Origin of the sequence: Pseudomonas sp. EGD-AK9, from assembly GCF_000465935.2 — a bacterium.
Classification (GTDB): Bacteria; Pseudomonadota; Gammaproteobacteria; order Pseudomonadales; family Pseudomonadaceae; genus Aquipseudomonas.
In genome coordinates this window covers 1-17,105 of record NZ_AVOF01000585.1, presented here as the reverse complement: position 1 = coordinate 17,105, position 17,105 = coordinate 1, and the positions used below count along the sequence as shown (strand labels likewise).

The window sequence follows — 17,105 nt, the reverse complement described above, 5'->3', positions numbered from 1 at the left end:
GATGGACGGCGACGGCTTGGGCGTCGAGCTGCTCGATGCGGGCGGCGTCGGCCTGGCGTAGCTCCAGCAGGTCGGCCTGGCGCTGTTCTTGCTGCGCCTGGTGCTCGGCCTGGCTGGTGATGATCGAGGTCATGAGCCGGTCGTAGGTGGCCCATCCGGAAACGGCGCCCAGGGCGATGGCGCTGGCCATCATCAGTAGCGCGGCCAGGGTGCGGCGGGCTGCCAGCAGCATCAGTGCCAGCGGCCAGGCGGCGTACTTGAACAGGTCCAGCACCACGGCGGCGCCGGCGAACAGTGCAGCGAGCACGGGCGCGTCGATCAGCGCGGATATGGCCATCGCCACCGAGGTGGCCGTTACGCCCGCCAGGGCGGCGACCATGGCCAGTAGCGGCCAGCGGTGGTGGGGTTGTAGGTGCATGGCGGTTCTCCTTCGGGGCAGCCCTGCCGAGTTGCCGCTCGGCGGGGCCTTCTTTTTCCGGCGTTGGCCGGTGTCAGTTGAGGCGGTACTGCTTGCCGCCTTCGATCACGTAGAAACTCACGTCGCGCAGGCGGTACACGCCGCCGGGACCACCGTGGACGGCGTAGTCGTCATAGGGCGGGGTGCCGACGCGCACCGGGAACAGCTTGTCGGTCTGGTGGGCGTATTCGCTGGATTTCTTGAGCAGGGCGTAGAGCTGCTGGCCGTAGGGGCGGCAGCCGGCCGGGCCGTGGGCGGCCTCGAAGCCGAGCCAGGCGGCGCGGGTTTCAAGGTTCTGGAACTCGTCGGCGGCATGCGCCCGGTCAGCGGGGCGCGCGAGGTCGTAGCCGCGCGGCTTGGCCCAGTCTTCGAAGGCCATGAGTATTTCCAGGTTCTGCGGGATGTTGCTCATGCCTGCGCCCCCTTGTAAGCGGCGACGGCTGCCGAGTATTCGCTGGGCAGGATCTCGACGGCGCCCTCGATCCAGCCGGCGGTTGGCTTGCCGGTGGCGACGTTGGCTTGGTGCTGGGCCTGGTCGATCTGGAAGCCCAGGAGGAAATAGGCGGTGCCCTGGTGCTCGAACAGCGTGCCGCCGCACAGCAGCAGGTTGCCGGTGTTGATGCCGAGGCGCCCCCAGTAGTCGTGCGTGCAGACGGGAGCGGGGTAGTTGTCATTCCAGAGGGTGAGCAGGCGCTCGTGCTCGGCGCGGATGGCGGCGCGCTCTTTTCTGTCGATGCCTTTGGGCGGTACCGCCTGGGCGCGCAGGGTGCGGTAGCCCCAGTCGTCCGGGCGGCGCCAGTGCACGTCCAGGGCCTTGTCGGCGCTGAGCTTTACGCCGCCGGCGTAGTGGCTGGTGATGTCACGCATGGGGGCGATATCGCCGCCGAACAGCTCGCCCAGCTTGGCCGCCTGGCGGGCCAGCTCGGCCTTGGCCTGGTACAGCTCCTGGACGATGGCCAGCGTGGCCGGGGCGGTGGATTTGTAGTGGTGCTGCATGGTGCTTCTCCTTCGGGTGGTGCCCAGGCGTTGCCGCGCCTGGGCGGGATGGGTTAGTTGGTGCTGCTGGGTTCAACCTTGAAGACCGCGAAGTCGGTCTTGCCGGGGACGTGCTGCCAGGCCATGTCGCAGACCTCGCAGTGGGCCTGGTGCAGCGCGTCGGCGGGGATGGGGAACAGGTCGGCCAGCAGGTCGAGCAGGGCGCGCAGCTGGGCGTGGTTGCGGGCGGTATCGGTAGGGAGGCGCTGCTCGTGTTCTTCCTGCAGGCTCTCGGTGTAGGCCGCGACGTGGCCGAGGCGGTACACCACCTGTTCGCGGTTCATGCGCACGGCGTCGACGAACTGGGCCATTTCGGTGATCTGCAGGTCATGCAGGGCATCGACCGCCGAGCGGTGGCCATCGGTGCGCGGCTGGCGCACCAGGTGGATGTTGACGATGCGGCGATTGAGCACCTCGGTTTCGCCGCCGACGAACGCCAGCGCGCCCTGGAAGGTGAAGGTGTTGACCGTTTCGTCGGTGCCGCTGACGCGCACGGGGAGCACGGCACCGTCGTAGCACTGGCGCAGGACATTCCAGTCGAAGTACTCGTCGCCCCGGTAGCTCTCTTCCACCACCACCGGGCGATTGATGGCACGGACCAGGAAGGCGAGCAGCGCGCCCATGCTGCAGCTGTCAGCGTTGCGGTTCTCGCCTTCGCTGCCCGCCAGCTTCCACAGGTTGGCCACCAGGGTGGACTTGCCCACGCCGGCGCTGCCGGTGATCTGCAGGATGGGGTAGGTGGCCTGCAGCTCGCGGATGCGCTGGGCGTGGAAGGCGCCGGCCCACCAGGCGAGGGCGATGAGGCCCTGGGTGCCGAACGCGGTGATGAACAGGCTGAGCCATTTCGGGGTTTCGTTGCTCGGGTGCATGGTGCTTCTCCTTCGGGGGTGGTTGCCCGGGCGTTGCCGCGCCCGGGCGGTTGGGTCAGTGGGTGATGGCCAGCAGGGCGTCGGGCACTGCGTTGCCGATGGCGATGAGCAGCAGCAGGGCCAGGGCGCTGCCGAGCAGGGTCAGGGCCGTGCTGTGTGGGGTGTCGTCGTTGCTTTGCATGGTGCTTCTCCTTCGGGGTTGGGCCTTGGCGTTGCCGCGCCTTGGCGGGGTTATTCCTTGAAGATCCAGCACTTCACCGTGGGGGACTTGTAGGTGGTGAGGTTGGCGCGCTTGGCCTGGTAGCAGCGCACGGCGCTGTCGGTGGCGCGGTTGGCTTCGATGAACTTGCGTGAGCGGCTTTCCTTGAGCAGGTCGCGCAGCACGCCGATCTCGGCCAGCTTTTGCTTGTGCTCGGCGGCGCGTTCGCAGAATTCGTTGAGGTTGATGGCGATGACGCCCTCTTTCTTGCTGTGGTTGACCACCGGGCCGTCGGCGTCCAGGCCTTCCAGGTAGTCGTACACCTCCCAGAACTCGGCCACGGCGGCGTGGTCGGCGCTGATCGAGGCCTGGCGCTCCAGGGCCATGGCGATGATCTGGCGTTGGGTGGCGCTGTGCTGGGCATCGCTGATGGGCACCACCAGGCGCAGGCAGTCGAGCAGGCCGAGCAGCTGGGCGTGGTTCTTGCTGATGCGCTCCACGCGGATGTAGCCGCGCAGGGTGTTGCCGCAGGCCTTGCAGGCGGCGCTGTCGCTGGCGTCGGCGTACTCGGTGCCGCAGGTGATGCAGTGGGTGTGCAGGCGGCGCAGGCGGGCCTCGTGGGCCGGGTACTGCTCGGCGAGCAGCTGCAGGACCTCGGCCTCGAGCTTCACCGCCTGCAGCAGGAAGTGGCTGAGGGTGCTGCCATCCAGGCCGTTGAGGCGGTCGGCCGCGGCGCGGCTCTCCGGCGTGACCTGGGGGCGCACGAAGTGCAGCTTGCAGATGCGCGTCATGATGGCTTCGTGGGCCACCACCGCGGCGTTCTGGCTGATGGCGATGGCACCGCGGAAGGGCGGCTCGTAGGTCTCATTGCCGGCCGTCTTGACGCCTTTGGTGGCCAGGGTGCCGCCGCCGTAGAAGTCCTTGAGCTCGTCCCACTCGAAGGTTTTCGCGTGGGCCTTGTCGTCGCCGTGGCGGTCGGCTTCCAGGTAGACCACCGGCATACCCGCCACCTGGCCCATGAGGCGCGAGCGGCCGGCCTTGGTGGACTTCATCGGGTCGAAGCCTTCATAGCCCTCGCGGCCGAGCAGCTTCCACAGCAGGTTGAGGAGGGTGGTCTTGCCGGCGCCGGCCTCGCCGGTGGCCTCCAGGAAGGGGTAGGACTGCCAGCGCGCGCGGATCTGCTCGCAGAACAGCGAGCCGAAGAAGAACGTCAGCGCCACCACGCCCTGGGCGCCGAAACAGGTCCACAGCAGCTTGAACCATTTGGTGTCGTAGGCCTTGGCGTCGCGGCTGGGGCGGATGGTGACGCCCTTCTGCAGGGTCTTGATGCGCAGCTTGCCGAACTCGAAGTAGTCCTCGGCGTTGGCCTCGTACACCTGGCCGTCCTTCACGGCGACGTCGCCGAATACCCAGCAGCCGTATTCCTTGCTGTAGCCGACGAAGTCGATGGTCTCGACGGTTTTGATGCCGTAGAGCTGGGATTTCATGATTTTGTCGAGCTGCTGGCCGGTGCCGGTGAACATGGCGCCGGCGGCCATGCCCAATAGCCGCTTCTTGAACTCGCTGGCGGCGGCCAGCTGGGTGCTGGTGAAGGTGTTCTTGACGCTGGGCGCGCCGTGGGGGAAGTCGACGCGCAGGTAGTACCAGGCCTCGTCGGTGATCTCGTTGCGCTGGTAGTAGAGGGCCTCGGGGTAGCAGTTGGCGATTTCCACCACGCAGCCGCTCATGCGCAGGGCCTTCTCGCGCACCTGCTTGTTGTTCAGCTCGCGGTCGGCGCCTTCGTCGTCGCCCTCGATCGCCTGGACGGCCTTGTTGAATTTGTCCAGGTCGAGGGTCCACCAGTAGAGGCGGTTGTCGAAGCCGAAGTGGAACTCCTTGGCCTCGTTGCGCTGGTAGATGAGCAGGGCTTTCTCGGAGGCGCTTTCGGCGATCAGCAGGGCGCCCTGGTGGCGGGCTTCGTCCAGATCGGCCTTGACGCGCTCGGCGCGTTGCTCGGCGTCGTCGATGAAGGCCCAGCGCTGGTGCATATCGTTCCAGTCGACCTTCTTGCCGCGCTGCGGCGCCAGGGCGGCTTCGCAGGTGAAGCCCATGGCGCGCGCCTGGGCCACCCACTTGCGGGTGTAGCTGCGCGCCACGGGCTCGTTGTCCAACGCCCAGACCAGGCTCGGCGGGCGGCGGTTGGCCTCAGCGCAGGCCTGCAGCAGCTCGCGCAGGGACTGCTCGGGGAAGGCGTTGCAGCTCATGGCCGACACGGCGGCGACGTCGTGGTGGAGCAGGGCGATGGCGTCGAAGATGCCCTCGACGATGTACAGCTCGGCCTGGGTGGTGAGGTCCAGCGAGGGCGGGCACCACCACACGCCCTTGTAGCTTTCGCCAGGCTTGAAGCGGGCCTTCTGCTTGCCGAAGCGCTCGGGGCGGTCGATCAGGCGTTCCCAGTAGCCACCCTTGGCCAGGGGGAAACGCACGGTGGCGCTGCCGGCATTGACCTCGCGGGACCAGTAGTTCTCCTGGGTAAACCAGCCTTCGATCAGCTCCAGGCGAAAGCCGCGGGCGAACTCCAGGTAGGCGCGGGCGGTGGCGGTGGGCTGCTGCTCGGTGGCCGGGGCGCGCTCGCTCCAGTCGTTGAACAGCTCGTCGTAGAGGTCCTTGACGTGGTATTGCGCGCCGCACTTGCCGCGGCCGCAGATGAGCAGCCAGGGCGAGTCGGTGAAGGTGTAGAGCTCGGGCTTGGCGCAGGCCGGGCACTTGCCCTTGCGCATGTACTTGGTGCCGGTGATCGGCTTGAGGCCGTAGTCGAGCTGGATGCGGCTCAGCACGTCGCTGCGCAGTGATTCTTTCATCGGGGTCATACGGCGGCCCCGAAGGCGAATGGGGTCAGCTCTTCCGTCATGGCATTGCTTTGCTGCTCGCTGATCACGCCAAGCTCTTGGTAGGCGGCCAGCATGCCTTTCAGACGCAGTGCATCCCGCTGGCGAATGTCCCGCGACTGATCTTCGAGCAAGGCGTTGAGCCAGAAAGCGAAAATGCCGCGTTCAGGCTGGGCCGCGAGCTGGCTGCACAGCGGCAGCTTGGGATGGTTGGGCGTGGGCATGGTGCAATCCTTACTGGGCGGCTGTGAGCGCTGCGCGCAGCGCGCCAATGGTGCGTTTGTGGCCGGCGAGGGCCGGGTAGTCGTCGAGGATGCGGCGGCTGCGGAGCTTGTCCGGCACGGTGCGGTAGCGGTCGTCGTACCAATGCACCTGCAGGCCGTTGCGCAGTTCTTCGCGCAGGCTGCTGAGCAGGGCCTCGGCCACGGGCCGGGGCATTTGCAGCTGGATGTCGATGGCCTCTTGCATGGCGGCGTCCTCGAATGCTGGGTGCAGCTCGCCCTTACCCACGCAAGGTGGGCATGGGCTTGGGTGTGCGGTTACGGGTGGTGGAAGCGTTGGCCGGCGCTGTCTGGCCCTGTGGCCAGGTCAATGCCGAGCCAGACCGGGCGGCTCGGTTGTGGGCGAAGCTCGCTGATGGCCAGGGCCACCAGGCGCGGCGCGAGGAACAGGGGCACGTCCCAGCTGTGCACCAGGTGCTGGGTGGTGCGCTCGATCAGCTGGGCATCGTCGCCCAGGTGCTCGGCATGGTGGTGCTGCAGGAACTCCAGCGCCTTGCCCTGCATCTGGTCGCGGTAGTCGTGGAACAGCGGTGCGGCGTTCATGCGGTGGCCTCCTGGGCGTCGAGCAGGTCGAGCTGGTTGGATTCCTGGCGGCTTTCGCGCAGCGCCTGCTGGCGCTGGGCGGATGGGGCGAGGGGCAGCTCGACGCGGGGGCGGTCCACGCCCGAGGGGCTGAGGGCGTAGTCCCAGGTGAGCGAGCCGCTGTAGGCAGCGCTGCAGGCCATGTTGGTGCACTGGGCGTACATGGTCTTGAAGGTTGCGGTCTGGTCCTTGCTGCCACGGATGCGCATGGGGCTGCTGCAGGCCGGGCAAAGGGCGCGGTAACCACCGCCGGTTGGGGCTGTCATGGCTGCGTCTTCCTGTGCAGGGTGATCACGGCACCGACCTCGGCGTGGCGGGCGGCAATGTGCTGGCGGTGGGCGGCGACGATTTCGGCAAGCTCGGCTTCGTCGATGGCACCGTCGTCGAGGGCCTTGAGGATCAGCGCGTCTACCTGGCCGCGCTTGACGGTGGTGGCCATGGCGCGGGTGAACAGGTCGAGGTTGTCGAGCTGCTCGGCGCCGGGCATGGGGACGTGCACGCCGTTGTAGAGGCCGCTGATGTAGTCCGGCAGGTAGGTGGTGCCGGCGACTTGCTCGAGGGCGTGCAGCTGCTCGTCTGCCAGCGGGCGGTGGCCGGCGCTCTCGTAGGCCTGGTTGTCGAACTTCTTGAGTTCCAGGCCGAGCAGGGTGGCGGCACATTCGCGCCCGCCAGGGAAGGCCTGGATTATGGCGCTGACCACCTTGCGGCGGCTGTCGAGTATTGGGCGTTTCATCTTCTCGTTTCCCCCCGGAACCCACCGCACTAACGTGCGGCTTCGCCTTCCTTGATGCCGAGAAGGACGGCGGCTCGGTGAGCCTGGCCGCGCTTGCCCTTCTTGCGACCGTTGAGCAGGTCGCTGACCAAATTTTTGTTCAAGCCGTTGAGGCGGCTGAATTCGGCGATGGACATGCCCTTGCGGTCAAGCGCCGCGCGGGCTTGCTCGGGGGTCAATAGGCCGTGCATAGTGTTTATCCGTGTTTAATCGTGTTCGACGACAAGGATTCTTGGCCAAAAAACTGGTCAGGTCAACTGGTATTGATCAAAAAAATGCTCATTGCGGCCGGGACAGGCGAGCGCCTGCGCGAAGAAAGGGACCGCCTCGGCCTGAATCAGACCGACTTCGGCGTCGTCGCCGGGGTGAGCCGTGGCACCCAGAAGGCTTACGAACTGGAGACCAGCTCGCCCAGCATCGACTACCTGCTCGCGCTGCAGGGTATGGGGGTCGATGTGCATTACGTGCTGACTGGCGCGCGGATCTCCACCGACGCCGGCAGCCTGGCGCCGGACGAGGCGAGCCTGCTGGAGCATTACCGGCAGCTGCCCGAGGCCGAGCGAGGCCACACCGGGAAGATGGTGGCGGCCCTGGCCGAGATGGCGGGGCGGTATGAGGTGAAGAAGTAGTCAACCAGCAGGAGTAACGAGATGGATCTTCATGGTGAGTTTGAAAACAGCCGCTTCTTCAACTCGGCGCGCATGGATCGCAGGGCCGCCGACGCCCTTGCCGGCCTGGCGGCTGGAATTACCGCCGATGGTGCAGTGACCCTGGACGAAGCCCGATTTCTGCAGCGCTGGCTCGAAGCTAACCTTTCCCATCTTGATGACCCTGTGATCAACCTGCTGTATCAGCGCCTGGAGCTTATGCTGGTCGATGGTGTGCTCGATGCCGAAGAGTCCGCCGACCTGCTGAGCATCCTGACTCGCTTCGGTGGGCTTGAGCTGGCGAAGGCAACCCCAGAGCAGGGCTATGCAGCTGCCAACGACCTGCCGTTCAACTCTCCAGCACCTGAACTGGTGTGGGATGGGCGCCTGTACGTTTTCACCGGCACCATGGCTTACGGCCCACGCAAGGAGTGCCAGAAGCTGGTGGAAGAGCGTGGCGGCATCATTGGGGGAGGGGTGAGCAAGAAGGTTCACTACTTGGTGGTCGGCAGCATTGGCAACGAGCAGTGGCGGCACAGCAGTTACGGCTTAAAAATCATGAAGGCTGTTGAGCTGCGCGAGGCCGGCACGCCAATCGCGATTGTCGGCGAGGATGCCTGGCAGCGGGCGATGTTTGGCTGAACTCAAGGGAGCGAAGATGCGTAATGGACTCATAGGCCTAGCACTCGTTGGGCTGTTCTCGTCGGCCGCTGTGGCCGCAAAGCAAGACCTGATTAGCGCCGAGGACTTCGGTGCCGCCTGGCCGTTCACCTTCGAGGAAGGTTATGTCGCCTGCCATGCCGGCAACGCGGTGACGGTGATGGATGCCGAGTCCGGCCGCATGTACCCGCTGAACGGCGCCGCCAAGGGCAAGGCAAGCGCTCTCGGCCTGGATGATTTGGAGCCTGTGTGGAGCGATAGCCCGGAGATTTCCGGCACCAAGGTCAGCGTCAGCCAGGTGATCGAGAAGGGCCTCACCCTATGCCGGTAACCCCCGAACAGCTCGACGACGACTTTGCCATCGGAGCCCGCCTGAGGGCCGAGCGCGAGCGGCTGGGGCTGCAGGTGCATGAGCTGGCGCACCTGTGCGGGCGCGTGGACTTGGTGCAGAAGCGCTATGAAGACGGCAGCCAGCCGATACCTGCCGACTACCTGCACGCGCTGCACCGGCGCACCGATGCGCGGGTGATGTGGATTGTGACCGGCGAGGAAGACGCCGGCGCAACTGGCTGAAGGTCGCACGCCAGAGCCCTTGGGATTCTGAAAGCTGCCGTTATGGTCAGTGGCTCACTGCCATTAACGGAGTATGCAGATGAGTACCGATGTTCGTGAGGCTGTTGGGGAGCAACTGGCGGAGCGGGTTGCACAGCCCCAGCCTGAGTGGGTGACGCCAGAGGAGCGGCTGCTGTTGCGGTTCTACCGCCAGTTGGACCACGCCGAGCAGGCGTTTATGCGCCGTGCGATCGAGGCGATGGTGCGGCAGGATTCGCCGACTTGAGACGCCAGGCCCCGCCGTGTGCGGGGCTTTTGCCATGGAGGTGGTATGCGACATCTGGTTCTAACGCGCCGCGTGGGCGAGCGGCTGTTTCTGCACGTTGAGCGTGATGCCGACCCGGTGAAGGTGCTGGAGCAGCTGCAGCGCGAGGGCATCATGATCGAGACGCGCGACATTCGAGGCGGGCAGGTGCGGCTTTCAATCGAGGCGCCCAGCGATGTCAGCATCGTGCGTGAAGAGTTGGGCGAGTGGGATGTGCGCGAAACGCGCGGGTACCGCCGCCCTCGTACTAGCGACGGGGAGTAACTGCTCCTTCACGCCTGCAGCCTGGCAGCTTCCCGCTTTACCGCCCGCTCCGCGCTGGCCTTGCTCGCATAAAGGTGGGTGAGGCGTTTCGGGTTGGCCTGGTCGCCTTCGGTGACTTTCTTCTGAGCCCCGGTTTTCTCGTCGCGGTAGGTGGCCACCACGCCGGTGTAGGTAGCGCTGGCGTCGCTGGCGAGCTCGTCGCCGTCTGGCAGTTGGCTGGTGAGCTCCAGGCTGGTGGTGTAGGCCTCGGGCGTGAAGCTGTGCTGGACGTTGCCGCCGAGCCAGACGATGGCGCTGATTTCCGCCTTGATGCCGGTGAGGCTGTAGGTGAGCTCGGGTATCAGCTCGGGCCGGCCTTTGGCCAGGGTGTAGGAGAGCGTGGCGGTGCCGCGCTGCAGGCGGCGCCATTCCGCCCGGGCGGCTTCCAGGGCGCTGGCCTGGTCGGTGTAGGTGTGGCGCAGTTCCTTGAGGTTGTCGCCGCTGCCGGCGATGGCCTCCTTCCTTTGCGCGCTGTTGACCTCGTAGTAGTAGGCCTTGGCGCCGGTGTAGGTGTCGCGGTTGGCGTCGAGGTAGCGGTGCTGGTCGCCGTCTGCGCGCGTCAGGGTGATGTGGGGCAGGGCGAGGCCGCTGGCGCTGGTGGCTCTGCCTACGGGGAGGAACAGCAGGCGCCCGGCCTTCACCGAGGCGATGGCGTCGTGCTCGGCCGCCAGGCGGGTGATGAGGTTGAGGTCTGATTCGCCGGCCTGGTCCAGGTGCGGCAGGCCGATGGCGGCCAGACCCACCTGCACCAGGGGCTTGAGGCCGTATTCGGCGGCGATGCTGGCGAGCACGCTGCCGATGGTTTGCTGGTGCCAGCTGCGTTCGCGCTTCTTGGCCAGGCCTTCGCGCAGGTCGGCGCTGCGGGCGCGGATGCTGAGCACGTCTGGCGCGCCGCTGTGCTCCAACTCGTCGACGGTGTAGGTGCCTTTGTTCACCAGGCCGGTGTCGCTCCAGCCCAGCCAGAGGCCGATGCTGGCGCCCTTGGGCGGGATGGCGAGCCGGCCGTCGTGGTCGCTGAGCTGGATGTCGAGCTGGTCGGCCTCCATGCCGCGGTTGTCGGTGAGGGTGATGCTGACCAGGCGGGCGGTGATGTCGGCGGTGATGTCGCGGCCGTCCACCGTTACGCGGCAGATGGGGTGGGCGTAGGTGAGGGCGGCGCTGGTGTGGCCGAGCTGCTCGCGCAGGATCTGCCCGGCGGCGCCGGTGAGCCTGTCGATCACAGCACGCGCCTCAGGATGTCGCCGGCGGCGCCGGTGAGGGTGCCGAGCAGGTCGACGCGGCTTTCGTCGACGCGGGTGAGCTTGAGGTTGAACTCGATGCGGCGGGCGGCGCCGTCCTTGAAGAAGTAGGTCTTGGTCTCGCTGAGGCTCTCGATGACGTAGATGCCGTAGATGCGGCCGGTGCCCTCGATGAGCGGCCAGGCTTTGCCGGTGTCGGCCATAACGCGCAGGGTGTCGAGGCTGAGGATGCTGCCGGCGATTTCGGGCAGCAGCACGCCGGGCAGGGTGATGCTCTCGTCGCCTGGGCCCAGGTATTGGCGCGCCGGGCGGGCGCCGATGCGCGAGGTGCTGCCGTGGCGCCAGTCGTTTTGCCGCTGGAATTCCTGGTAGGCGAGGGTGTGCATGCCGAACACGAACATGCCGAGGGCCATCATCATGGCTTGTTACTCCTGGTCATACAGCGCGGAGCGCAGGCGGGCGGCCTTCTTGGCGGCTTGCTCGGCCATGAGCTGGTTGAACACCTGCCGCAGGCTGGCGATATCGAGGCCACTGCCACCGCCGATGGTGATGTGCAGGGTGTCGCCCTCGATGGTGATGGCTGGGGCGCTACCGGCGCCGGCCGCTGCCAGCGGGGGGCGGCTGTCGAAGGCAATGGCGCCGCCGATGTTGTGGGCACCGGCCTGCACCAGGTTGCGACCGATGCGCGCCAGGGCGCTGAGCGGGCTGCTCTGCTCGGCCAGCAGGCCCTGGCCGTAGCCCTGCATGGTGTAGCCGCCGAGCTCGGCGAACACGCGCGAGGGGCTGTGGATGCCGAGTTTCTGCTTGAACCACCCGATGGCGGCGCCGCCGGCGCCGGTGATGGCGTCTTTCACGCGGCCAAGGCCGGCGGTGATGCCGTTGACCAGGCCGTCGATGAGCATGCCGCCGAATTCGCTAAAGCGCGCGGGGATGTCGACACCGAAGTAGCCGAGCACGCCGGCCAGGGCGCGGTGGAACAGGCCCAGCGGGCTGAAATTGAGGATGGTGGCGGCGATGCCGGCCAGGCCGCCGGAGAAGCCGGCCTTGATCTCGCCCCAGAGGCCGGCGAAGTACGGGCCGATGCGGTCCCAGTTGCTGTAGATGAGCGCGGCGCCGATGGCCACGCCGGTGATGAGCGCCAGGATGGGGTTGGCCATGGCCGCGACCGCCAGCGCCTTGAGGCCGGTGGCGACCAGGGGCAGGGCGGTGCGGCCGAGGCTGAACAGGGTGCTGGCCAGGCCGGCGCCGCGGATGCCGAACAGCATCATGCCGTAGCGCACCATGGCGAACGGGCCAAGGATGCTGGCCATGGCGAGCGTCAGGCCGCCCATGCCGGCCATCACCAGGCCGATGCCTGCCGCCGTTTTAACAAGCTGGCCGGCGAGCTGGGGATTCTCCGCGACCCAGGTTTTCACGCCGCCGATCACGCGGGTGATGCCCTGGGTGATGCCGCGCAGGGGGCCGTTTTGCTGATCCTGCAGCTGGATGCCGAGGTCTTCCCAGGCGCTGCTGAGCGCTGAGATGTCGCCGCGCAGGTTGTCGCCCATGACGGTAGCGGTTTTCTCGGCCTCGCCGCGGGCGTTGCGCAGGGTGCCGATGAACTCTTGCAGGGCGCCGGTGCCGGCCTGTTTGACCAGCACCTGCAGGCCGCTGAAGGCTTCTTCGCCGGCAATGCCCTTGAGGAAGCCGGCGCGGTCGGCGTCGCCCATGGCCTTGGTTTTTTCGTAGATCTCCTGCAGCACGGTGGGCATGTCGCGCAGGTTGCCGTCGGCGTCCTTGGCGCTGATGCCGAGCTCGTTGAGTGCGTCGGCCGCCTGCTTGGGCGGCTTGGCCAGGCGGCTGATGATAGCGCGCAAGGCGGTGCCGCCCATGCTGCCCTGGATGCCGGCGTCGCCCAGCTTGCCGGCCATGGCGGCCATGGTCTCGATGTCCTGCCCCACACCTGCCGCCACCGGCGCCACGTACTTCATGGTTTCGCCGAGCATCTGCAGGTTGACGTTGGAGCGGGTGAAGGCGCCCACCAGGACGTCGCCGACGCGGCCCATGTCGCCGGCCTGGAGGTTGAAGCCGGTGAGGATGTTGGAGGCGATATCGGCGGTGTCGGCCAGCTCGCTGTCGCCGGCCTTGGCGAGGGCGAGCATGCCGGGCATGGCGGCGCGGATGGCCTGCGGGTTGAAGCCGGCCATGGCCAGGAAGCCCTGGGCGTCTGCCGCGTTGCCGGCGGTGAACTGGGTGCTGGCGCCGAGCTGGCGGGCCTGGTCGCGCAGGGCTTGCAGCTCGGCGTCGCCGCCGCCCAGGCGGGTGAGCGCCTGCACCTTGCTCATGCTGGCGTCGAAGTCCAGCCCCGGGGCGAGCATGCGCGAGCCGGCGTAGAGGATGCCGCTGCCGGTGGCCAGCCCGCCGGCGCCGGTGGCGGCCATGCTGCCGGCGAGGCCCTGGGTTTGGTCGTACTCCTGCTTGGCCCTGGCCAGGCGCTGCTGCTGGGCGGTCAGGCGCTTGAGGCGCGCCTCTTGCTGGGCCATGGCCTGGTTGGAGGCGGTGATGCGCGCCTTGAGGTCGCGCTCATGCTGGCCGAGGTTGCGGGTGCTGATGCCGGCAGCGTTGAGCTTGCCGCGCAGGCCCTGGAGTTCGGTCTGCTGCTGGGCGTGCTTGGCCTTGAGGGCGGTGGCTTCGCGGATAGCGCGCTGGAACTGCTGGTTGAGGGCCTTGGTGGGAGTGGCGGTGCTGGCCAGCTCCTGGGAGAGCTGGCGCACCTTGTCGCGGCTGGACTGCAGGGCCTGGCCGGTTTGTTCGGCCTGGCCCTTGAGGGCGCGGAAGCTGGAAACATCGTTCTGTTGGGCCTGCAGGCCCTTGAGCTCGGTGCGGGTGGCCTTGAGGTCGCGGCCCAGGCCGATGGCGCTGCGGCCGGCCTCGCGGAAGGGCTTGCTGGCGCGGTTAAGCCCTTCCAGTACCACCTGCAGTTTTAGATCGCGCGCCATGCATCAGTTCCCATCGTTCTCGGGCGCGCTCGCGCCAGTCCATCAGTTCCGCCAGGGGCATGGCGTCCATCTGCTCGGGCCCCCAGTGGAAGACCATGGCGATGTCCGCCATGGCGTCGTCCACTACTCGGGGGAGGCCTCGGCCGTCGGCTTCTGCGGCGGCACTTGCAAAAAAACCGAGATTTCGTCCGCGCAGCGGGTGAGGTCGTAGGGGTCCATGGCGGCGACTTCCTGCTCGGCCAGGGTGGGCTGGCTGATGCGCGGCAGCAGGCGGAGCACGGCGTTGACGTCGCCCTGCACCAGGTCGCCGAGCTTGAGGCCGCGCAGCTCGCCGGAGCCGGGGCGGCGCAGGGTGATGCTTGCGACCTTGGTTTTGCCGCGCACGACGGGGGCGACGAGTTCGATGGGCTTGCTGTAGACGGCTTGGGACATGGGGTGGCTCCTTCGGCGATAGGTGCTGGCCAGCGGCGCGGGTGCGCCGAGGCCAGCTTCGGGGGTGGGTTATGCGGGTTACAGGCCGATGGCCTTGCGCTGCTCGGCGAGGCGGTCGACATCGCCCACCATGAACACCATGCCGAGCAGGTCGATCTCCACTTCGACGTTGCCTTCGACGATCAGCTTGTAATAGGTGCAGGTGGTGGTGATGGTGTGCTCGGTTTCTTCGCCGGTTTCGCCGTCGCCGAAGCTGTAGGTTTCGTGGCGGCCGCGGGCGATGACCTCGACGGAAATGACCGTGCCGTCGTCGTCGCGCTGGTAGGCGCCGGACCAGCGCAGGCCGACGCCGCTGGCATTGGTGATGCCGAACTGGCGGATGCTGATCAGGTCCAGCCCGCCGATGGTCCATTCGATCTGCAGGCCGTCGTCGCTGTGGCCGAGGTCGACCTTGACCGGGCCGTCCATGCCGGCGCCGCGCCAGGCTTCCATCTTGCGGGCCAGGTCGGGGAGGGTCACGGTCTTGGCGACGCCCTGGTAGCTGTTGGCGTCGTTGAACATGTTCATGTTCTTGAGTTTGCGGGGCATGGCCATGGTCAGGCGCTCCTATGCTGGTTGGCCGATCAGGCGTTGATGCGGGCGGCGAAGTCGACCAGGTAACGGTCGGTGATGCGCTGGCGGAACATGAGGTTTTCCAGCGGCGGCACGGGGGTGTAGTCGTAGTCCAGGTAGAGCTTGCCGGCCTTGAGGGTGGTGGGGTCGTTGGCGGCTTCGTCGTACCAGCACTGGCCGTCGATGATGTAGCCGGCGTTCTTCAGCTCGCGGAACTTGGCGTTGACGCCTTCGACGATGTCGCGCACCAGGGACGGGTGCATGGGCTTGTCGACGGCCCATAGGTGCGCCTCGGCGATGGTGTCGGCCAGCACCTGGGCGGTGCGGGTGTAGTTCTCGAAGGCGAACAGCGGGTCGTCGCTGCAGGTGCGCGAGCCCCAGAAGCGGAAGCCGCCTTCGCGGATAAGGGTGGTGACTTCGTTCTCGTTGAGGTAGCCGGCGTCGGTGGCGGGGTTCTGCAGATCCCAGAACACGTCCTTGCTAATGCCGGTGACGCCGTTGACCGGGATGTTGGAGAGCGTCTTGTGCCAGCCGACTTGCTCGTCGAGCTTGGCGCGCAGGCCGAGGGCGCGGGCGACCGCCGGGGCGACGGCATTGGCGCTGGCGACGGTGTCCCACTCGATGAAGTCGGGCCAGATGACCATGAGCTCGCGGGCGCCGAAGTTGTCGCGGTAGGCGACGGCTTCTTCCTTGGTGGCGCAGCCCCAGGCGGAGACGTAGGCGAAGGCGCGCAGGCTCTGGGCGATGCTGACCAGCTCGGTGGCGACCGGCAGGGCATCCAGCCCCGGGCAACCGAGAATGCGCGGGGTGACGCCGAGCTTGGTCTTGGCGGTGAGCAGGGCCTTGAGGCCGGTGTATTGCCCCTCGGCGGTGACGGTGCCGATGACCTTGCTGTTCTGGTCGGCCTGCTTGGCAGCGTCGTCGGCGCCTTCGCCGTCGGCCACGCGCACCACGACGGTGACGGGGCTGGCGTTGTCGGCGATGGCGTCCAGCGCCTTGGCCAGGGTGCCCTGGGTGCCGGCCTTGCCGATGGCGCTGAGCACGTCGGTGAGCAGCACGGGGGTGTTGAGCGGGAAGAAGGCCGCGTCGGCATCCGAGGCGGTGGCCACCAGGCCCACGACGGCGGTGGCGATGGTGCGAATGGGGCGGGTGCCCTCATTGATTTCGATGACGCGGACGCCGTGGTGGTAGTCGGTGGCCATGGGCTGCAGCTCCTGGGCTTGCGGTGATCCAGTGAGCCTTGAGGGTGCCGCGCGCGCGCAAGGGGCGCGAGCGGCGGGGGCTGTAGCGGGGGGCGGTACAGCGCGCGGTAACTATTGATTTAATCAATCGAGATGTCCGAGCTGTATAGAAAGGGAAAAGGGCACAGCCTTAGAGACAATGCTCTAATCGGATGAAATCAACGGTAGGTGAGCGAGCTTTGAAAACAGCACTGTATCTAGGGGTGAGTCTTCTGCTCTGCTGGGGGCTCTGGCGGTATTCGCAACCATTGGCGATCCAGGTGCGTCGATGGATTTCCTATGCTGCGATCTGCATTAGCTTGGTGATGGCCTTCGCAATAGGGACGGTAACGCATGTCGTACTGCCAGGGTTTGGCTCTTTGGGGCTAGGAGCTGCCTCTGGTGCAGTGGTGGGCCTGCTCCTGTGGATGATTGTTGGCCCGATAGGCGTGGTTCCGCTTGGTATCGGAGTTGGTTTGTGGGGCATGGTTGGTGCGACCACGTCGTTATCAGTGCTTGGTAGTCTGGTCGGAGGAACTGGTCTTAAAACGTCCTTTGTGCCCTATGTACCTATGGTTGTTTGGCTGCCAATCCTAGTTACCGGATTACTAATCAAGAGAGGCGTCAAGAAACAGATGGAGATTGACAAACTGAGCGAAACGCCAGTGAAGCCAACATAAATGCACCTGCCCAGCGGTTAATCAACGCCAACAGAAAATCCCGACCTTGGTCGGGATTTTTCGTTATGAGGCTTACCGGGTTACTAAGTAGCGTTGTTGCCGATGCCGACGACGGTGGCCGCAATGGCGGCGATGGTCTGGGCGGCGAGTTGCTGGGCCTGCTCGACCTCGCCAGCGGCCATGAGAACGCGGATGTGTTCCTTGGCGGCCAGGCGCACTTCGCGCAGTTGCACCAGGGCGGCGGTGTACTGGGCGGCCTCGGCGAGGATGTTTTCCGCGGCCTGCTGGGGCGTGCGGCCGTTTATGGCCCAGGCGGCGACCATGGGCGGCACGTCGCCCAGGTAGCCGGCGGCGGCGAAGGCCTCGGCCTCGATGCGGGCGCGGTCGTATTCCACG

Annotated in this window: 25 protein-coding genes and 2 pseudogenes; 7 read left to right on the top strand and 20 right to left on the bottom strand. The window is 66.8% G+C overall.

What is annotated here, in order from left to right; translation table 11 throughout:
• The 12 genes and pseudogenes from N878_RS21260 to N878_RS21210 all read right to left on the bottom strand — a co-directional run.
• Positions 1-418: pseudogene (locus N878_RS21260) on the bottom strand (hypothetical protein); the annotation flags it as partial.
• 73 nt (positions 419-491) lie between these two features.
• Entirely contained in the window at positions 492-869 is a 378-nt protein-coding gene (locus tag N878_RS21255; protein WP_021445549.1) for a hypothetical protein, read from the bottom strand.
• Positions 866-1,453: a hypothetical protein gene (locus N878_RS21250; RefSeq protein ID WP_021445548.1), complete on the bottom strand. Its 588-nt coding sequence runs from the start codon at positions 1,451-1,453 to the stop codon at positions 866-868. The genes N878_RS21255 and N878_RS21250 overlap by 4 nt, the downstream gene beginning before the upstream one ends.
• Positions 1,454-1,506: 53 nt before the next feature.
• Complete coding sequence (locus N878_RS21245) at positions 1,507-2,361, bottom strand: hypothetical protein (protein WP_021445547.1); 855 nt, start codon at positions 2,359-2,361, stop codon at positions 1,507-1,509.
• 55 nt (positions 2,362-2,416) lie between these two features.
• Positions 2,417-2,542, bottom strand: coding sequence for a hypothetical protein (locus N878_RS29670; protein ID WP_021445546.1), 126 nt, complete (start codon positions 2,540-2,542; stop codon positions 2,417-2,419).
• Between the two features lie 50 nt (positions 2,543-2,592).
• The gene (locus N878_RS21240; RefSeq protein WP_031303661.1) at positions 2,593-5,400 is read right to left on the bottom strand and encodes a toprim domain-containing protein; all 2,808 of its coding nucleotides are present in this window, start codon (positions 5,398-5,400) and stop codon (positions 2,593-2,595) included.
• Between the two features lie 5 nt (positions 5,401-5,405).
• Positions 5,406-5,651, bottom strand: coding sequence for a hypothetical protein (locus N878_RS21235; protein ID WP_021445544.1), 246 nt, complete (start codon positions 5,649-5,651; stop codon positions 5,406-5,408).
• Between the two features lie 10 nt (positions 5,652-5,661).
• Positions 5,662-5,895, bottom strand: coding sequence for a hypothetical protein (locus tag N878_RS21230; protein ID WP_021445543.1), 234 nt, complete (start codon positions 5,893-5,895; stop codon positions 5,662-5,664).
• 71 nt (positions 5,896-5,966) lie between these two features.
• Entirely contained in the window at positions 5,967-6,251 is a 285-nt protein-coding gene (locus N878_RS21225; protein ID WP_021445542.1) for a hypothetical protein, read from the bottom strand.
• On the bottom strand, positions 6,248-6,556 hold the full coding sequence (locus tag N878_RS21220) for an ogr/Delta-like zinc finger family protein (protein ID WP_031303659.1): 309 nt from the start codon (positions 6,554-6,556) through the stop codon (positions 6,248-6,250). Before N878_RS21220 ends, N878_RS21225 begins: the two co-directional genes overlap by 4 nt.
• The gene (locus N878_RS21215; protein WP_021445540.1) at positions 6,553-7,023 is read right to left on the bottom strand and encodes a YmfL family putative regulatory protein; all 471 of its coding nucleotides are present in this window, start codon (positions 7,021-7,023) and stop codon (positions 6,553-6,555) included. Before N878_RS21215 ends, N878_RS21220 begins: the two co-directional genes overlap by 4 nt.
• Positions 7,024-7,052: 29 nt before the next feature.
• A complete protein-coding gene (locus N878_RS21210) occupies positions 7,053-7,253 on the bottom strand; it encodes a DNA-binding protein (RefSeq protein WP_021445539.1) in 201 nt (66 codons plus the stop codon).
• A gap of 21 nt (positions 7,254-7,274) precedes the next feature.
• Here N878_RS21210 and N878_RS21205 point away from each other — a divergent pair, with 21 nt between their 5' ends.
• The 6 genes from N878_RS21205 (at position 7,275) to N878_RS21180 (ending at position 9,510) form a co-directional block, all read left to right on the top strand.
• Positions 7,275-7,691, top strand: a complete 417-nt coding sequence (locus N878_RS21205) for a helix-turn-helix domain-containing protein (protein WP_306367241.1) — start codon at positions 7,275-7,277, stop codon at positions 7,689-7,691.
• A 21-nt stretch (positions 7,692-7,712) separates the two neighbouring features.
• The gene (locus tag N878_RS21200; protein WP_021445537.1) at positions 7,713-8,351 is read left to right on the top strand and encodes a BRCT domain-containing protein; all 639 of its coding nucleotides are present in this window, start codon (positions 7,713-7,715) and stop codon (positions 8,349-8,351) included.
• A gap of 70 nt (positions 8,352-8,421) precedes the next feature.
• Positions 8,422-8,700 carry a DUF2511 domain-containing protein gene (locus N878_RS21195; protein WP_177342923.1) on the top strand — a complete coding sequence of 93 codons (279 nt, stop codon included), beginning with the start codon at positions 8,422-8,424 and terminating at the stop codon, positions 8,698-8,700.
• Positions 8,691-8,942: a transcriptional regulator gene (locus N878_RS21190; protein ID WP_021445535.1), complete on the top strand. Its 252-nt coding sequence runs from the start codon at positions 8,691-8,693 to the stop codon at positions 8,940-8,942. Before N878_RS21195 ends, N878_RS21190 begins: the two co-directional genes overlap by 10 nt.
• Positions 8,943-9,021: 79 nt before the next feature.
• A complete protein-coding gene (locus N878_RS21185) occupies positions 9,022-9,207 on the top strand; it encodes a hypothetical protein (protein WP_021445534.1) in 186 nt (61 codons plus the stop codon).
• A gap of 45 nt (positions 9,208-9,252) precedes the next feature.
• A complete protein-coding gene (locus tag N878_RS21180; protein ID WP_021445533.1) occupies positions 9,253-9,510 on the top strand; it encodes a carbon storage regulator in 258 nt (85 codons plus the stop codon).
• Between the two features lie 8 nt (positions 9,511-9,518).
• Here N878_RS21180 and N878_RS21175 read toward each other — a convergent pair whose 3' ends face one another.
• The 7 genes from N878_RS21175 to N878_RS21150 form a co-directional block, all read right to left on the bottom strand.
• The gene (locus N878_RS21175) at positions 9,519-10,736 is read right to left on the bottom strand and encodes a phage late control D family protein (protein WP_256218117.1); all 1,218 of its coding nucleotides are present in this window, start codon (positions 10,734-10,736) and stop codon (positions 9,519-9,521) included.
• 29 nt (positions 10,737-10,765) lie between these two features.
• Complete coding sequence (locus N878_RS21170; protein WP_021445531.1) at positions 10,766-11,206, bottom strand: phage tail protein; 441 nt, start codon at positions 11,204-11,206, stop codon at positions 10,766-10,768.
• Between the two features lie 6 nt (positions 11,207-11,212).
• A complete protein-coding gene (locus N878_RS21165) occupies positions 11,213-13,765 on the bottom strand; it encodes a phage tail tape measure protein (RefSeq protein WP_031303654.1) in 2,553 nt (850 codons plus the stop codon).
• Entirely contained in the window at positions 13,722-13,877 is a 156-nt protein-coding gene (locus tag N878_RS27040) for a GpE family phage tail protein (RefSeq protein WP_082457911.1), read from the bottom strand. The genes N878_RS21165 and N878_RS27040 overlap by 44 nt, the downstream gene beginning before the upstream one ends.
• 11 nt (positions 13,878-13,888) lie before the next feature.
• Entirely contained in the window at positions 13,889-14,197 is a 309-nt protein-coding gene (locus tag N878_RS21160) for a phage tail assembly protein (protein ID WP_021445528.1), read from the bottom strand.
• Positions 14,198-14,275: 78 nt separating this feature from the next.
• Complete coding sequence (locus N878_RS21155) at positions 14,276-14,791, bottom strand: phage major tail tube protein (RefSeq protein ID WP_021445527.1); 516 nt, start codon at positions 14,789-14,791, stop codon at positions 14,276-14,278.
• A gap of 29 nt (positions 14,792-14,820) precedes the next feature.
• Positions 14,821-16,011, bottom strand: coding sequence for a phage tail sheath protein (locus N878_RS21150; RefSeq protein WP_021445526.1), 1,191 nt, complete (start codon positions 16,009-16,011; stop codon positions 14,821-14,823).
• A gap of 218 nt (positions 16,012-16,229) precedes the next feature.
• Here N878_RS21150 and N878_RS28535 point away from each other — a divergent pair, with 218 nt between their 5' ends.
• Positions 16,230-16,709 (top strand): hypothetical protein, encoded by a 480-nt coding sequence (locus N878_RS28535; RefSeq protein ID WP_156350910.1) that lies wholly within the window; start codon positions 16,230-16,232, stop codon positions 16,707-16,709.
• An 83-nt stretch (positions 16,710-16,792) separates the two neighbouring features.
• Here N878_RS28535 and N878_RS29150 read toward each other — a convergent pair.
• Positions 16,793-17,105, bottom strand: a pseudogene (locus N878_RS29150) (hypothetical protein); the annotation flags it as partial.

What these genes read in the sequence shown, in the direction of transcription:
- N878_RS21255 (WP_021445549.1), bottom strand. Translation starts at nt 869, where the DNA reads ATGAGCAACATCCCGCAGAACCTGGAAATACTCATGGCCTTCGAAGAC.
- N878_RS21250 (WP_021445548.1), bottom strand. Translation starts at nt 1,453, where the DNA reads ATGCAGCACCACTACAAATCCACCGCCCCGGCCACGCTGGCCATCGTC.
- N878_RS21245 (WP_021445547.1), bottom strand. Translation starts at nt 2,361, where the DNA reads ATGCACCCGAGCAACGAAACCCCGAAATGGCTCAGCCTGTTCATCACC.
- N878_RS29670 (WP_021445546.1), bottom strand. Translation starts at nt 2,542, where the DNA reads ATGCAAAGCAACGACGACACCCCACACAGCACGGCCCTGACCCTGCTC.
- N878_RS21240 (WP_031303661.1), bottom strand. Translation starts at nt 5,400, where the DNA reads ATGAAAGAATCACTGCGCAGCGACGTGCTGAGCCGCATCCAGCTCGAC.
- N878_RS21235 (WP_021445544.1), bottom strand. Translation starts at nt 5,651, where the DNA reads ATGCCCACGCCCAACCATCCCAAGCTGCCGCTGTGCAGCCAGCTCGCG.
- N878_RS21230 (WP_021445543.1), bottom strand. Translation starts at nt 5,895, where the DNA reads ATGCAAGAGGCCATCGACATCCAGCTGCAAATGCCCCGGCCCGTGGCC.
- N878_RS21225 (WP_021445542.1), bottom strand. Translation starts at nt 6,251, where the DNA reads ATGAACGCCGCACCGCTGTTCCACGACTACCGCGACCAGATGCAGGGC.
- N878_RS21220 (WP_031303659.1), bottom strand. Translation starts at nt 6,556, where the DNA reads ATGACAGCCCCAACCGGCGGTGGTTACCGCGCCCTTTGCCCGGCCTGC.
- N878_RS21215 (WP_021445540.1), bottom strand. Translation starts at nt 7,023, where the DNA reads ATGAAACGCCCAATACTCGACAGCCGCCGCAAGGTGGTCAGCGCCATA.
- N878_RS21210 (WP_021445539.1), bottom strand. Translation starts at nt 7,253, where the DNA reads ATGCACGGCCTATTGACCCCCGAGCAAGCCCGCGCGGCGCTTGACCGC.
- N878_RS21200 (WP_021445537.1), top strand. Translation starts at nt 7,713, where the DNA reads ATGGATCTTCATGGTGAGTTTGAAAACAGCCGCTTCTTCAACTCGGCG.
- N878_RS21190 (WP_021445535.1), top strand. Translation starts at nt 8,691, where the DNA reads ATGCCGGTAACCCCCGAACAGCTCGACGACGACTTTGCCATCGGAGCC.
- N878_RS21185 (WP_021445534.1), top strand. Translation starts at nt 9,022, where the DNA reads ATGAGTACCGATGTTCGTGAGGCTGTTGGGGAGCAACTGGCGGAGCGG.
- N878_RS21180 (WP_021445533.1), top strand. Translation starts at nt 9,253, where the DNA reads ATGCGACATCTGGTTCTAACGCGCCGCGTGGGCGAGCGGCTGTTTCTG.
- N878_RS21170 (WP_021445531.1), bottom strand. Translation starts at nt 11,206, where the DNA reads ATGATGATGGCCCTCGGCATGTTCGTGTTCGGCATGCACACCCTCGCC.
- N878_RS21165 (WP_031303654.1), bottom strand. Translation starts at nt 13,765, where the DNA reads ATGGCGCGCGATCTAAAACTGCAGGTGGTACTGGAAGGGCTTAACCGC.
- N878_RS27040 (WP_082457911.1), bottom strand. Translation starts at nt 13,877, where the DNA reads ATGGCGGACATCGCCATGGTCTTCCACTGGGGGCCCGAGCAGATGGAC.
- N878_RS21160 (WP_021445528.1), bottom strand. Translation starts at nt 14,197, where the DNA reads ATGTCCCAAGCCGTCTACAGCAAGCCCATCGAACTCGTCGCCCCCGTC.
- N878_RS21155 (WP_021445527.1), bottom strand. Translation starts at nt 14,791, where the DNA reads ATGGCCATGCCCCGCAAACTCAAGAACATGAACATGTTCAACGACGCC.
- N878_RS21150 (WP_021445526.1), bottom strand. Translation starts at nt 16,011, where the DNA reads ATGGCCACCGACTACCACCACGGCGTCCGCGTCATCGAAATCAATGAG.